Source organism: Mesorhizobium sp. M0778, from assembly GCF_040320105.1.
GTDB lineage: Bacteria > Pseudomonadota > Alphaproteobacteria > Rhizobiales > Rhizobiaceae > Mesorhizobium.
On the sequence record NZ_JAMYPA010000006.1, the window covers coordinates 259,524 to 272,027 of the forward strand.

Genomic DNA, 12,504 nt, shown 5'->3' on the forward strand with positions numbered 1-12,504 from the left:
GCGAACATGGTGTTCACAATAGCGAGCAGAACCGGGCTCGTGAGAGGCCGTTTGCGTGTCGCTGTTGAGTTTATACCCGGTTGCACCCGACAGCGCCTCTCGCTACATGCGCGCCATGAAAGTCAGGGAAGCAGATATTCTCATCGTGCCGGGCTACACCAATTCCGGCCCCGATCATTGGCAGAGCCGCTGGCAGTCGAAACTATCGACAGCGCGCCGCGTCGAACAGGCGGAATGGTCGAAGCCGGTGCGCGAGGATTGGACGGCCGGTGTCGCCAAGGCGGTTAACGAGGCCGAGCGGCCGGTCGTCATCGTCGCCCATTCGCTTGGCGTCGCTGCGGTCATCCAGGCCTTGTCTCGGTTCGAGCGGCCGGTCGCCGGCGCTTTTTTCGTGGCGCCGCCCGATGTCGCCAATCCAAAGATAAAGCCGAGGCACCTGATGACCTTCGGTCCCTATCCGCGTGACCCGCTGCCGTTTCCGTCGGTGGTGATCGCCAGCCGCAACGACCCGTTCTGCGCCTTCGGCGTCGCCGAGGACATTGCCGCGGCTTGGGGCTCGCTGTTCATCGACGCCGGCGATGCCGGCCATCTCAACGCGGATTCCGGCTTTGGCCCCTGGCCCGAAGGGTCGATGACGTTCGCGAAATTCCTGACGGATCTCTAGGAAGCGATTGAACCCCTGACGCTGCTCAGCAGGGTCTTTGCCCCAAGCGAAATCAGCGAATGCTCGGAACCCATCGCCAGCAGCCGGTAACCCATCGACACCACGCGACCGGCGATGGCCGGTTCCATCACATAGATCGCCGCATGCTTGCCGGCTTTGCGGGTGCGCTCGGCGATCGAGGCGACGGTCTCCATCATGCTCTCCAGCGTCGAACTGACGGTGGTGCCCTTCGACCAGGCGATCGAGAAATCCGACGGGCCAAGGAATATACCGTCGATGCCCGGCGTGTCGAGGATGCCGTCGAGTGCATCAAGCGCGGCCCGCGTTTCGACCATGGCGAACGCCATGGTGCGCTGGTTGCTGTCGCGCAGCCAGTCGGCATAGTCGCCCTTGCCATGGCGCGGAAAAGCATAGGTCGGGCCCCAGGAGCGCTCGCCGAGTGGCGGGTATTTCATGGCGGCGGCAAACAGCTTTGCGTCCGCCACCGAATTCACCATCGGGGCGATCACAGCCTCGGCGCCGAAGTCGAGCGCGCGGCTGGCCATGTCGAAGCGGCCGACCGGGATGCGCACCAAAGCCGGCTTGTTGACGGCCAGCACCGGCACAAGCCCGCGCAGCACGCTGTCCTCGTGATGGCCACCATGCTGCATGTCGAGCGTAACCGCGTCGAACCCTTGTCTGGCCAGTATCTCGACCGTCAAGGCATCCGGCACGCCGGACCATGCGGTGAACAGCGTTTCGTCGGCCGCCAGGCGTGACTTCAGGGACATTGGTGATTTCCTCTTTGCTTGCAGCAATTCAGCCGGAAATGACCGCAAAGGCAAAGAAAAACCGCCCGGTTAGGCCGGGCGGTCGATTGGTCCAGCATTCGATCGATGTCGGTGGAAGGATCAGGTGTTCTTGATCTGCTCAATCGCCTGCGCCATCAATTCATCCATGGTGCGGCGGATCTGATGGTCCGACTGATCGATGCCGGCCGCATCGAAATCCTTGCGTATCTTGCGGAAGACGTCGTGATCGCCGGCTTCCTCGATGTCGCTGACGACCACTTCCCTGGCATAAGCGTCGGCATCGGCGCCGGATTTGCCGAGCTTTTCGGCAGCCCACAGGCCGAGCGCTCTATTGCGGCGTGCCGCAGCCTTGAACCGAAGTTCCTCGTCGAATGCGAATTTGCGCTCGAAGCCCTCTTCGCGGTCTTTCATGCTGCTCATGGCATCCCTCCGTGAAATCCGATTCGTTGGGTCAATATGTGTTGCCGGAGCACAAACCAAAAGGGCGTCGGCCGGTCAATATGCTACATTGCCTGCTGCGCTGCGGCATTTCGGTCCCGAAAGCGGTTGATTGAAAGGATTTGCCGATTGAGCAAACAGTGCGATTGGGATAGACACCGGCATTGAACCCCACCGTCGCCATCTTATTTTAGGCAGACGGACAGGAACTGGTCGCTTGCCGCCTGCCCGCAAATCCAGAGAAAAATCAGATGAAAAATCGCCGCCGCATTTATGAAGGCAAGGCCAAGATCCTTTATGAGGGACCGGAGCCTGGCACGCTGATCCAGTTCTTCAAGGACGACGCCACCGCTTTCAACAAGAAGAAGCATGAAATCGTCGATGGCAAAGGCGTGCTCAACAACCGCATTTCCGAGCACATCTTCAATCATCTCAACCGGATGGGCATTCCGACCCACTTCATCCGCCGGCTCAACATGCGCGAGCAGCTGATCAAGGAAGTCGAGATCATCCCGCTCGAAGTGGTGGTGCGCAACGTCGCCGCCGGCTCGCTGGCCAAGCGCTTGGGCATCGAGGAAGGCACCGTGCTGCCGCGCTCGATCATCGAATTCTATTACAAGGCCGATGCGCTCGACGATCCGATGGTATCGGAAGAGCACATCACCGCCTTCGGCTGGGCGAGCCCGCAGGAGATCGACGACGTCATGGCGCTGGCCATTCGCGTCAACGACTTCCTTTCCGGCCTGTTCATGGGCGTCGGGATCCAGCTCGTCGATTTCAAAATCGAATGCGGCCGCCTGTTCGAAGGCGATATGATGCGCATCGTCGTCGCCGACGAGATCTCGCCGGATTCCTGCCGGCTGTGGGACGTGGCGACCCAGGACAAGCTCGACAAGGACCGCTTCCGCCGCGACATGGGCGGGCTCGTCGAAGCCTATCAGGAAGTTGCCCGCCGCCTCGGCATCATGAACGAGAACGAACCGCCGCGCCCTGCCGGACCGGTGCTCGTCGCATCGACCGACGGTGTCAAAGGCAAGCCGCACTGACGGCTTGCCCGCTCAACAGGTGAACAGGAGCATGTCCAGCGTGATCAAGGCCCGCATTACCGTAACCCTCAAGAACGGCGTGCTCGACCCACAAGGCAAGGCAATCGAGCATGCGCTTTCCGGAATGGGTTTCGGCGGCGTCGGCCAGGTGCGGCAAGGCAAGGTTTTCGATATCGAGCTTGCCGAGGGCGACAAGGCCAAGGCCGAGGCCGATCTGAAAGCTATGTGCGACAAGCTTCTGGCGAATACGGTGATTGAGAATTATAGTGTGGCCATTACCTGAGGTTGTGCCGGAGGGTAGATGGCTGAGATTGATGGAAGCCTGATTTTTGAGGTCCTCAAATCCATTCAGCCGCGGCTGGACAGGATGGATTTGACACTTGGCGAGGTAAAGTCCGAGTTGGGTTCGATCCGTGGTCATCTCGTCGCCACCGAGGGCGATGTGAAGAATATTTACGGCGTGCTGGTGCGGCAGGACGACCGTCTCGAACATATCGAACGCCGCCTAGAATTGCGCGAACTCGCGGAAGCCCAGAGGCCCTACGAACCAAAATGAAATCAGCCGTCGTCCTGCTCCCCGGCCTTAATCGCGACCGTGACATGATCGCGGCGCTGACCAAGATTTCCGGCACGCCGCCGGTCACCGTCTGGCAGACCGACACTGAAATTCCCGACGTCGACCTGATCGCCATTCCCGGCGGCTTTTCCTTTGGCGATTATCTGCGCTGCGGCGCCATTGCCGCGCGCATGCCGGTAATGCGGGCTGTGGCCGAAAAGGCGGCCAAGGGCGTCACGGTCATCGGCGTCTGCAACGGCTTCCAGATCCTGGTCGAGGCCGGCCTGTTGCCGGGTGCATTGATGCGCAACACCTCGCTGAAATTCGTCTGCCGGCAAGTCAAGCTGCAGATCGCCAATGCCAACTCGATGTTCACCAGCCGCTATCAGCCGGGCCAGGTCATCCGCGCGCCGGTGGCGCATCATGACGGCAATTATTTTGCCGATGCCGAAACGCTGGCCCGCCTCGAAGGCGAAGGCCAGGTGGTGTTCCGCTACGCCGAAGGCACCAATCCCAACGGCTCGATCAACGACATTGCCGGCATCGTCAACGGCCGTGGCAATGTGCTCGGCCTGATGCCGCATCCCGAGAACCTGATCGAAGCGGCGCATGGCGGCAGCGACGGCCGGGCGCTGTTCGAAAGCGCGCTGGGCATCGCCGCTTGATGCATTCAATTTTCCTCCTGGAGCGACGGTCATGAAACTCTATTCGCGACCGCTGTCGCCCTATTCGTCGATCGTGCGGGCGCTGGCCTACATCAAGAACGTGCCGCTCAAGGTCATTGCACCGCCGCCGGGATTTCCCATCCCCGAAGCCTTTCGTTCCATCTCCCCGCTCAACCGGATTCCAGTGCTGATCACCGGCTCGGGCGAAACGATCGTCGAATCGGTGGTCATTGCCGAATATCTGGAGGAACGCTTTCCCGAGCCAGCGCTGCTGCCCAAGGATTCGAAAGACCGGGCGTTGGTGCGCATGTTCGCCCGCATCACCGACCTTGACGTGCTCGCCCCAACGATGAAGCTGTTCGAGCTCTATTTCGTGCCGCAGCGCAACGAGGCGGACATCAAGGCACAGTTCGCCCGATTGCATCACGGGCTTGCGGCAATCGAGGCCCGCATGGCGCATGGCCCGTTCGCGCTCGGCGACGACATCTCCTTCGCCGATGCGTGGCTGACGCCGACCCGCTTCGTCTTCAACAATTTCAGGGCGACGATCGGCCGCCCCGACCTGCTTGACGCCCATCCGAAATTCGATGCCTATGAGCAAATCGCCTTGCAGCATCCGGCGCTGTCGCGCGTCTGGGGTGAGATGACAGACGGTCTGAAGATCTTTCTGTCAGAACTCGAGATGGGCGCCGCTTGACCATGCGATCGACACTCGCCAGCCTCGCCCTCGCCGCTGCCGGCGGTCTTGTACTCGCCTCCTGCCAGTCAAGCCCGAAGAGCACGCCGGCGCCGGCAGGCAAGAGCGCGTCACTGCTTGCCATGGAGCAGGTGGCAATAGCTGCCCACAAATGCTGGATCGCCAGCAAGGACCCTGCCTTCAAATCCTATCAGATGGCCAACGAGCTGAATTCGTTCAGCGGCACGCCGCGCTTCCTGCTGGTGCCGGCCAAACATTATGGCGGAAAGCCGTTGCTGGTCGTGCAGGCGCAAGGCAATTCGAGCCGCGTCGACGTGTTCGGCCCATTGATGGCGGAACCGCTCGGCGGCCGCATCGGCTCGGACATTGCCCGCTGGCAGGCCGGCAATCCGGCCTGTGGCGCTGCTGCCTAGCCCAATGGGTCGCTTGCTGCAGATCACCGGTCTGGTCGTCGGCCTGGCCGGGCTCGTCCTGCAGCTCTGCATCACCGTCCCGGCATCAATGGAAGCCGGCCGCGGCTTTGTCGGCTCGCTGGTCTTCTATTTCAGCTTCTTCACCATCCTGACCAACATCGGCGCGGTGCTCGTCCATGCCTCGTTGCTGTCGTCGACGGGTTATGCCTGGTTTCCGGCCTTTGCCGGGCCACGGATAGGGGCGGGCGTAGCCGTCGCCATAAGCCTGGTCCTCATTATCTACGCCACGGTCCTGGCGCAGCTTTGGCAGCCGCAAGGGCTGTTCCTGCTCTGCGACGTGCTCCTGCACTATGTGACGCCGGTGGTGTTCGTGCTGTGGTGGCTTGTGGCGGGCGCCGACGGCTCGACGCGATGGCGTGACATCTCGTGCTGGATGATCTATCCGATCGCCTATCTGGCCTACGCGCTGCTGCGGGCGCCGATCGTCGGCGAAGTACCCTATCCATTCCTCGACGTCTCCAAACACGGGGCGGCCAGCGTCGCCGTCTCGGCTCTGGCCATCACCGGGCTTTTTCTGGTTCTGTGTATCGTGGCCGTGCTTGTGGACCACGGCGTATCGAGGCTCAGGGCGGCGGGCGTCCGCTAAAGTGCGGTGCCTCAACCCTCAGTCCCAGAACGGCCTGAGGCCCTCACGATGGGCATCACAACGCGTAATGCCTATGTCCTTGAGCTGGTCGTCGGTCATCTCGAGCAGGACCAGCCGGCTGCGCCGACGATCCATTAGCCTGCCAATCCATCTCGCGAAGGATCCGAGCGTACGCACCAGCCGACTAACATAGGTTGGCCGGCCTAACGGAGGCGCCACCTGCATCTGCAATTCAGCCCTAACGGGGCGGATTGTCTCTATTGTAGCCATTTTCTTTCTGCCAAAACTTCGGATTGTACCCTTCTCGCCGCCGATCTGATATGTATTGACTCACATCCTGGTGCAATGTAAAAAATTGTCACCATGACAACTTGGCTTCCAGATCTTACCGCGGGTACCGGCCCGCTCTATCAGCGGCTTGCCGATTCCATCGAGACGGACATCGACCGCGGCCTGATCGGTGCAGGGGCAAAGCTGCCGCCGCAGCGCGATCTGGCATACGACATCGGCACGACCGTCGGCACCGTCGGCAGGGCCTATCAATTGCTGCGCGAGCGGGGATTGGTCAGCGGCGAGGTGGGCCGCGGAACCTATGTTCTCGCTCAGCAGTCGGAAAGCGCAAAGCCGGATTTCCTGGAGCCGGTCGAACAAGGCACGCGCTATATGGATGCGCCCGGCGACAAGATGCGCTTCGATAGCACCGCCGCACCGGATGTCGGCCAGGGTGCCATCGTCGCCGATGTGTTGACACGCACGGCGCAAGACCATCCGCATGAGATTTCAAGCTACACGCGTGATTTCCCGGACCGCTGGTTCGAGGCCGGCAGGCGCTGGCTGTCGCGCAATTCCTATCGCCCGGCGGCGGATGCCATTGTCCCCACGCTCGGCACCCACGCCGCGGTGATGGCAACAATTGCGGGGCTCACCGCCCCCGGCGACTATGTCGTCTTCGAGCACCTCACCTATTCGCAGATCTCCCGCAGCGCCGGCCTGATCGGTCGCCGGACCGCACTGGTGGCGGCTGACGACGAGGGCATCGATCCCCAGGATTTCGAGCGCGTCTGCGCACAAAAGCACCCGAAGATGATGTTTTTGATGCCGACGGCCAAGAACCCGACGCTGACAACGCTGTCGGCATCGCGCCGCGAGGCAATCGCGCATGTCGCCCGTCAATATAACGTCGTCTTGATCGAGGACGATCTCTATGGCGGACTGACCGACGACCCGACGCCTTTACTGGCCGAATATGCTCCCGAACGGACCATCGTCGCCGGCGGCCTGTCGAAATCGGTCGCGGCGGGTGTTCGCGGCGGTTGGCTCGCTTGCCCGCCGGCCTATCGTCACCGCATCCGGGTTGCCCATAAGATGATGACGGGCGGCCTGCCCTTTCTGCTGGCGGAGGTGGGCAGCCGGCTGGTGTTGTCCGGTCAGGCCGCCGAGATGCGCAAGCGCAGCATTGCCGAGATCGGTGCGCGCATCGCGATCGTGCGCGAGACACTCGACGGCTTCGACTTCAAGGCGCTGGATAATGTGCCGTTCGTCTGGCTCACTTTGCCGGACCCATGGCTTTCCGGCACTTTCAAACAGGCTTGCCTCGAACATGGCGTGCTCATCGACGACGAGGACGAGTTCAAGGCGGGGCGTTCCGAACAGGCCTTTCACGGCGTGCGGTTTGGCATCTCGCAGCCGCGACAGCGGGACGATATTGCGCACGGCGTCGCTGTGATCCGGCGGCTTCTGGACGAAGGCCGCGCCGGCTACGACAGCTTTTCCTGAACCGGCTTGAAACCGGCGGGTCGAGTGGCGATCTTCCGCTACTTGCGGCAAGCTGTTGCTTTCCGTCGTTTTAGTCATCCGACGGGGTGTATCGGCTGCAAAGCTTGCGATAAGACGGGACTCGATCCCAAGGACACAAATTGCCGATCATGACCATTTCCAATTCCGTGCCGATCACTCCGGAACTCATTGCCGCGCACGGGCTGAAGCCCGACGAGTACCAACGCATCCTCGACCTGGTCGGGCGCGAGCCGAGCTTTACCGAACTCGGTATTTTTTCCGCGATGTGGAACGAGCATTGTTCCTACAAATCCTCGAAAAAATGGCTTCGTACGCTGCCGACCACCGGGCCGCAAGTCATCCAGGGCCCGGGCGAGAATGCCGGCGTGGTCGACATCGGCGACGGCGACTGCGTCGTCTTCAAGATGGAGAGCCATAACCATCCCTCCTATATCGAGCCTTATCAGGGAGCGGCGACCGGCGTCGGCGGCATCCTGCGCGATGTCTTCACCATGGGCGCGCGGCCGATCGCGGCGATGAACGCGCTGCGCTTCGGTGCGCCGGATCATCCCAAAACCAGGCACCTCGTTGCCGGCGTCGTTTCCGGCGTCGGTGGCTATGGCAATTCCTTCGGCGTGCCGACGGTCGGCGGCGAGGTCAATTTCGACGCCCGCTACAATGGCAATATCCTGGTCAATGCGTTTGCCGCGGGCCTCGCGAAGACGGACGCAATCTTTTTGTCCGAGGCCAAGGGCGTCGGCCTGCCGGTCGTCTATCTCGGCGCCAAGACCGGTCGCGACGGCGTCGGCGGCGCCACCATGGCCTCGGCCGAATTCGACGACAAGATCGACGAGAAGCGGCCCACGGTCCAGGTTGGCGATCCCTTCACCGAAAAATGCCTGCTCGAAGCCTGCCTCGAACTGATGGCGTCCGGCGCCGTTATCGCCATCCAGGACATGGGTGCCGCTGGCCTCACCTGCTCGGCGGTCGAAATGGGCGCCAAGGGCGACCTCGGCATTGAGCTCGATCTCGACAAGGTGCCGGTGCGTGAAGAGCGCATGAGCGCTTATGAGATGATGCTTTCGGAGAGCCAGGAGCGCATGCTGATGGTGCTGCGCCCCGAAAAGGAAAAACAGGTCGAGGCGATCTTCCACAAATGGGGCCTCGACTTTGCCATCGTCGGCAAGACCACCGACGATCTGCGCTTCCGCGTGCTGCACCAGGGCGACGAGGTCGCCAACCTGCCGATCAAGGATCTCGGCGACCAGGCGCCGGAATATGACCGTCCCTGGGTCGAGCCGAAGAAGCCGGCGCCGCTGGGCGCCGGCGATGCACCGCAAACCGATGTGGCCGAGGCTTTGCTGAAGCTGCTTGGCGGGCCGGACCTGTCCTCGCGCCGCTGGGTGTGGGAGCAGTACGACACGCTGATCCAAGGCAATTCGTTGCAGCTTCCCGGCGGCGATGCCGGCGTCGTGCGGGTCGACGGTCATCCGACCAAGGCGCTCGCCTTCTCCTCCGACGTGACGCCGCGCTATTGCGAGGCCGACCCCTACGAGGGAGGCAAGCAGGCGGTGGCCGAATGCTGGCGCAATCTTACCGCCACCGGTGCCTTGCCGCTCGCGGCCACCGACAACCTTAATTTCGGCAATCCGGAACGGCCGGAGATCATGGGTCAGTTGGTCGGCGCGGTGAAAGGTATTGGCGATGCCTGCAGGGCGCTGGGCTTCCCGATCGTCTCCGGCAACGTCTCGCTCTACAATGAGACCAACGGCCAAGGCATACTGCCGACACCAACCATCGGCGGCGTCGGGCTGATTGCCGATTGGTCGAAAATGGTGCGGATCGGCTTTGCCGCCGAAGGCCAGATGATCGTGCTGGTCGGCGCACCGACCATGTGGGGCACGCATCTTGGCCAATCGGTCTATATGCGCGACATCCATGGCCGTGCCGACGGCCCGCCGCCGCCCGTCGATCTCGATCACGAAAAGCGCGTCGGTGACCATGTGCGGGCGCTGATTGCGTCGGGCGTCGTTACCGCGGCGCATGACGTTTCCGATGGTGGCATCGCGGTGGCGCTGGCCGAGATGGCGATGGCCTCCGGCATTGGCGCGACCATTCCAGGCCTGGTCGGCACAGATCCGATCCCGGTCTGGTTCGGCGAGGATCAGGGCCGCTATCTGCTGACGCTGTCGATCGATCCGCAGAGCGAAGCGTGGGACGCCATTCGCGAACAGCAAAGCAAGCTCGGCATCTTCGCACCGTGGATCGGCTCGACCGGCGGCAGCGACCTGAAGCTGGGCGAGGCGCGTGCGATACCGGTCAGTGAATTGACCGCTGCCCACGAATCCTGGTTCCCTCGCTTCATGGCAAATGAGGTCGTGGACCCGTGATGTGATCGAGTGGAGCCGTTTCACTGTGGTTCATCCGCCGTTTCGACCATATCTATGAGTTCACGACCTGAACAAGGAATCCTCGCATGGCAATGGACGCCCACGACATCGAACGGCTGATCAAGGAAGGCATTCCGGACGCCAAGGTGACGATTCGCGACCTGGCCGGCGATGGCGACCATTATGCGGCGGAGGTGGTGGCCGAAAGTTTTCGCGGCAAAAGCCGCGTCCAGCAGCACCAGATGGTCTATGACGCGCTGAAGGGCAACATGGGCGGCGTGCTTCACGCGCTTGCCCTGCAGACCAGCGTGCCGGACTAATTCTACGCAAGCGGGAAGTCATGGCCAAAGGCGACAGCGATCCGGTTGCAGTCAGTGCCTATGCTTCCTTTGCCGAGCGCTATGATGCGCTGGCGCCGATCAAGCCGCACAATGCCCCCTACGAACGGCCGGCCTCGCTGGAGTTGCTGGGCGACGTGACGGGTCTGAACATACTGGACGCCGGCTGCGGCTCCGGTATCTGCTCGGAAAAGCTGGCTCGCTCAGGCGCGCGGGTAAGTGCCTTCGACATTACGCCGGAAATGCTGGCTTTGGCACGTCAGCGCTGCGCTGGGCTCGATGTCGATATCCGGCTTGGCAATCTCGAAAGGGCCCTCGACTGGCTCGCGGATGGCAGTTTCGACCGCATACTTTGCTCGCTGGCGCTCGACTATGTCGAAAAACTGGAGCCGGTATTCGCTGAGTTTCATCGCGTCTCCTGCCCGGGCGGCTGGCTGGTGTTCTCTATGGGCCATCCAATGCGCGACTGGCAGGACACGCGCACGCGCGGGACGAAAACCTATTTTGAAACGAATCGCTGGGGCATGCATTGGGGAGGTTTTGGCGAGCCCAATCCCTATGTTGAATCCTATCGCAGACCGCTCGGCGATATCCTCAACGGCCTTGCCGATACGGGCTGGACGCTCGACCGCTTCGTCGAGCCGCTTCCCGCGCCTGAGATGGAAATGGTCGACCCCAGGCATTTTGCCGAACTGAGTTTGGCGCCTGCATTCATATGCGTGCGTGCGCACAAATAAATTTCCCTCACCTTTTCGCCGAAACGGCAATGATCGGCCCGGCCGGATAGTTTCCACCAACAATCATCCGCTCGCCATTCGACAGCGCCGAAACGACCCCGTCGAAGAAAAGCGCATTGGGGCAATCGAGCGCATCTCGAAACAGCCGTGCGAAGCTGCCGAGGCTGACTTGAGAGCGCGAGATCGCCAGCACGACGGTGTTTTCGTCACGCACGCCGACGCCATTGCGGATATAGCGCGATGTGCCGTTCTGCTCGAATCGAGGATGAAGCCGTCCGTCGATCACCAGCATCGGGCCGGATTGCGTTGCGACCATCACGTCCGGCCTGGCCGCGGCATAGGCACTTGTCTCCATGACCGCCGCCTTGCCGTCCTTGCGGACCACGAATACGCCATTCGGTTTCAGGAAGAAATTGCCTTCGCTGTCGGCGACGTTGAGCGGCGCCTTCTCCCGGCCGTCTTCGACGAGAAGGCCGACTGGGGTCAGATCTTGGTGATACATGCCGGCGTTCATGGCGAGCAGCACCGGCCGGCCCTGATCCGCCATCGCCTTGTCGAATTTGTCCAGGGAACCGAAGGCCTTGCCGTCGAGGCCTACGTGGAACACACCGATGTCATAGCGGCGCAGATCGATTTCGCAGACGACGTAGGCGGCCGCCTCGAAGCTCGCGTCGCGGCACGGCGCCGGCAATTCACCGCCGACGACGAGGGGTGGCTGTCTCGGCGACCTGGCCCACCAAATCAAGGCCAGTGCGGCGAGCAGAACGGCGAGGAGGAACCCGGCGAGATATCGTCTTTTCATCGCGCCTCGGGAAAGATGGTGGCCAACGGCTTGGCACAAGATCAGACGTTCCTTTGCGCCATTTGCATGGCAAGGCGGCAAACATCTTGTTTCGCGCAACCCATGGGTTTATTTGAAGGGTAATGTTCGAGCCTGACTTCCACAGGCATGAAAGGGTATTCCATGAGCGGCATCAACGACTACATCGACAATGAAGTGAAGGGCAACGACGTTGTTCTCTTCATGAAAGGCACGCCCGGCTTCCCGCAATGCGGATTTTCCGGTCAGGTCGTGCAGATCCTCGACTATATCGGCGCCGACTATAAGGGTGTCGACGTGCTGACGTCGGCCGAGCTACGGCAAGGCATCAAGGACTATTCCAACTGGCCGACCATCCCGCAGCTCTACGTCAAGGGCGAATTCGTCGGCGGCTGCGACATCATCCGCGAGATGTTCCAGGCGGGCGAATTGCAGACCTTCCTCGTCGAAAAGGGCGTCAGCGTCAAAGGCGCCGCCTGACTTCTGTTTTGCGTATGGCTCTCCGAAGATCGACTGCGATTGTCGGG

General features: G+C 61.8%; 17 protein-coding genes. 13 read left to right on the forward strand and 4 right to left on the reverse strand.

Going from position 1 to position 12,504, the window contains the following annotated elements; translation table 11 throughout:
• The first annotated feature begins 115 nt into the window (after positions 1-115).
• Positions 116-664 (forward strand): RBBP9/YdeN family alpha/beta hydrolase, encoded by a 549-nt coding sequence (locus NKI22_RS11625; protein ID WP_023717392.1) that lies wholly within the window; start codon positions 116-118, stop codon positions 662-664.
• Here the strand turns inward: NKI22_RS11625 and NKI22_RS11630 are convergent.
• Both NKI22_RS11630 and NKI22_RS11635 read right to left on the reverse strand, forming a co-directional pair.
• Positions 661-1,434, reverse strand: coding sequence for an HpcH/HpaI aldolase family protein (locus NKI22_RS11630; RefSeq protein WP_352817475.1), 774 nt, complete (start codon positions 1,432-1,434; stop codon positions 661-663). The genes NKI22_RS11625 and NKI22_RS11630 overlap by 4 nt on opposite strands.
• A gap of 120 nt (positions 1,435-1,554) precedes the next feature.
• On the reverse strand, positions 1,555-1,875 hold the full coding sequence (locus tag NKI22_RS11635; RefSeq protein WP_023674726.1) for a DUF1476 domain-containing protein: 321 nt from the start codon (positions 1,873-1,875) through the stop codon (positions 1,555-1,557).
• 269 nt (positions 1,876-2,144) lie between these two features.
• On the opposite strand from NKI22_RS11635, the gene purC reads away from it, so the two are divergent.
• From purC to NKI22_RS11670, 7 genes are read left to right on the forward strand one after another with little or no spacing between them, the layout of a single operon-like run.
• Positions 2,145-2,939, forward strand: coding sequence for a phosphoribosylaminoimidazolesuccinocarboxamide synthase (purC, locus tag NKI22_RS11640; protein ID WP_023674725.1), 795 nt, complete (start codon positions 2,145-2,147; stop codon positions 2,937-2,939).
• A 40-nt stretch (positions 2,940-2,979) separates the two neighbouring features.
• On the forward strand, positions 2,980-3,222 hold the full coding sequence (gene purS, locus NKI22_RS11645; RefSeq protein WP_352766801.1) for a phosphoribosylformylglycinamidine synthase subunit PurS: 243 nt from the start codon (positions 2,980-2,982) through the stop codon (positions 3,220-3,222).
• 18 nt (positions 3,223-3,240) lie between these two features.
• Positions 3,241-3,495 carry a hypothetical protein gene (locus NKI22_RS11650; protein WP_352817472.1) on the forward strand — a complete coding sequence of 85 codons (255 nt, stop codon included), beginning with the start codon at positions 3,241-3,243 and terminating at the stop codon, positions 3,493-3,495.
• On the forward strand, positions 3,492-4,160 hold the full coding sequence (gene purQ / locus NKI22_RS11655; RefSeq protein ID WP_352817470.1) for a phosphoribosylformylglycinamidine synthase subunit PurQ: 669 nt from the start codon (positions 3,492-3,494) through the stop codon (positions 4,158-4,160). The genes NKI22_RS11650 and purQ overlap by 4 nt, the downstream gene beginning before the upstream one ends.
• Before the next feature lie 31 nt (positions 4,161-4,191).
• On the forward strand, positions 4,192-4,857 hold the full coding sequence (locus NKI22_RS11660; RefSeq protein WP_352817467.1) for a glutathione S-transferase family protein: 666 nt from the start codon (positions 4,192-4,194) through the stop codon (positions 4,855-4,857).
• A gap of 2 nt (positions 4,858-4,859) precedes the next feature.
• Positions 4,860-5,270, forward strand: coding sequence for a hypothetical protein (locus tag NKI22_RS11665; RefSeq protein ID WP_352817464.1), 411 nt, complete (start codon positions 4,860-4,862; stop codon positions 5,268-5,270).
• Between the two features lie 4 nt (positions 5,271-5,274).
• Positions 5,275-5,916, forward strand: a complete 642-nt coding sequence (locus tag NKI22_RS11670) for a Pr6Pr family membrane protein (RefSeq protein ID WP_352958439.1) — start codon at positions 5,275-5,277, stop codon at positions 5,914-5,916.
• 18 nt (positions 5,917-5,934) lie between these two features.
• On the opposite strand, the gene NKI22_RS11675 is transcribed toward NKI22_RS11670, so the two are convergent.
• Positions 5,935-6,186: a DUF1127 domain-containing protein gene (locus NKI22_RS11675; protein WP_023717383.1), complete on the reverse strand. Its 252-nt coding sequence runs from the start codon at positions 6,184-6,186 to the stop codon at positions 5,935-5,937.
• Positions 6,187-6,279: 93 nt separating this feature from the next.
• On the opposite strand from NKI22_RS11675, the gene NKI22_RS11680 reads away from it, so the two are divergent.
• The 4 genes from NKI22_RS11680 (at position 6,280) to NKI22_RS11695 (ending at position 11,157) form a co-directional block, all read left to right on the forward strand.
• A complete protein-coding gene (locus tag NKI22_RS11680) occupies positions 6,280-7,692 on the forward strand; it encodes an aminotransferase-like domain-containing protein (RefSeq protein ID WP_023717382.1) in 1,413 nt (470 codons plus the stop codon).
• Between the two features lie 149 nt (positions 7,693-7,841).
• Entirely contained in the window at positions 7,842-10,082 is a 2,241-nt protein-coding gene (gene purL, locus NKI22_RS11685) for a phosphoribosylformylglycinamidine synthase subunit PurL (RefSeq protein WP_352958441.1), read from the forward strand.
• Positions 10,083-10,168: 86 nt separating this feature from the next.
• Complete coding sequence (locus tag NKI22_RS11690) at positions 10,169-10,402, forward strand: BolA/IbaG family iron-sulfur metabolism protein (RefSeq protein WP_023674714.1); 234 nt, start codon at positions 10,169-10,171, stop codon at positions 10,400-10,402.
• Positions 10,403-10,422: 20 nt separating this feature from the next.
• Positions 10,423-11,157 (forward strand): class I SAM-dependent methyltransferase, encoded by a 735-nt coding sequence (locus NKI22_RS11695; RefSeq protein ID WP_352817459.1) that lies wholly within the window; start codon positions 10,423-10,425, stop codon positions 11,155-11,157.
• Between the two features lie 7 nt (positions 11,158-11,164).
• On the opposite strand, the gene NKI22_RS11700 is transcribed toward NKI22_RS11695, so the two are convergent.
• Complete coding sequence (locus tag NKI22_RS11700; protein WP_352817456.1) at positions 11,165-11,959, reverse strand: phosphodiester glycosidase family protein; 795 nt, start codon at positions 11,957-11,959, stop codon at positions 11,165-11,167.
• Between the two features lie 162 nt (positions 11,960-12,121).
• Here NKI22_RS11700 and grxD point away from each other — a divergent pair, with 162 nt between their 5' ends.
• Entirely contained in the window at positions 12,122-12,457 is a 336-nt protein-coding gene (grxD, locus tag NKI22_RS11705; RefSeq protein WP_023674712.1) for a Grx4 family monothiol glutaredoxin, read from the forward strand.
• Positions 12,458-12,504 lie beyond the last annotated feature (47 nt).

Bases quoted from the DNA above. Each gene is read 5' to 3' on its own strand.
- NKI22_RS11625 (WP_023717392.1), top strand. From the start codon at position 116: ATGAAAGTCAGGGAAGCAGATATTCTCATCGTGCCGGGCTACACCAAT.
- NKI22_RS11630 (WP_352817475.1), bottom strand. From the start codon at position 1,434: ATGTCCCTGAAGTCACGCCTGGCGGCCGACGAAACGCTGTTCACCGCA.
- NKI22_RS11635 (WP_023674726.1), bottom strand. From the start codon at position 1,875: ATGAGCAGCATGAAAGACCGCGAAGAGGGCTTCGAGCGCAAATTCGCA.
- purC (WP_023674725.1), top strand. From the start codon at position 2,145: ATGAAAAATCGCCGCCGCATTTATGAAGGCAAGGCCAAGATCCTTTAT.
- NKI22_RS11650 (WP_352817472.1), top strand. From the start codon at position 3,241: ATGGCTGAGATTGATGGAAGCCTGATTTTTGAGGTCCTCAAATCCATT.
- purQ (WP_352817470.1), top strand. From the start codon at position 3,492: ATGAAATCAGCCGTCGTCCTGCTCCCCGGCCTTAATCGCGACCGTGAC.
- NKI22_RS11660 (WP_352817467.1), top strand. From the start codon at position 4,192: ATGAAACTCTATTCGCGACCGCTGTCGCCCTATTCGTCGATCGTGCGG.
- NKI22_RS11665 (WP_352817464.1), top strand. From the start codon at position 4,860: ATGCGATCGACACTCGCCAGCCTCGCCCTCGCCGCTGCCGGCGGTCTT.
- NKI22_RS11670 (WP_352958439.1), top strand. From the start codon at position 5,275: ATGGGTCGCTTGCTGCAGATCACCGGTCTGGTCGTCGGCCTGGCCGGG.
- NKI22_RS11675 (WP_023717383.1), bottom strand. From the start codon at position 6,186: ATGGCTACAATAGAGACAATCCGCCCCGTTAGGGCTGAATTGCAGATG.
- NKI22_RS11680 (WP_023717382.1), top strand. From the start codon at position 6,280: ATGACAACTTGGCTTCCAGATCTTACCGCGGGTACCGGCCCGCTCTAT.
- purL (WP_352958441.1), top strand. From the start codon at position 7,842: ATGACCATTTCCAATTCCGTGCCGATCACTCCGGAACTCATTGCCGCG.
- NKI22_RS11690 (WP_023674714.1), top strand. From the start codon at position 10,169: ATGGCAATGGACGCCCACGACATCGAACGGCTGATCAAGGAAGGCATT.
- NKI22_RS11695 (WP_352817459.1), top strand. From the start codon at position 10,423: ATGGCCAAAGGCGACAGCGATCCGGTTGCAGTCAGTGCCTATGCTTCC.
- NKI22_RS11700 (WP_352817456.1), bottom strand. From the start codon at position 11,959: ATGAAAAGACGATATCTCGCCGGGTTCCTCCTCGCCGTTCTGCTCGCC.
- grxD (WP_023674712.1), top strand. From the start codon at position 12,122: ATGAGCGGCATCAACGACTACATCGACAATGAAGTGAAGGGCAACGAC.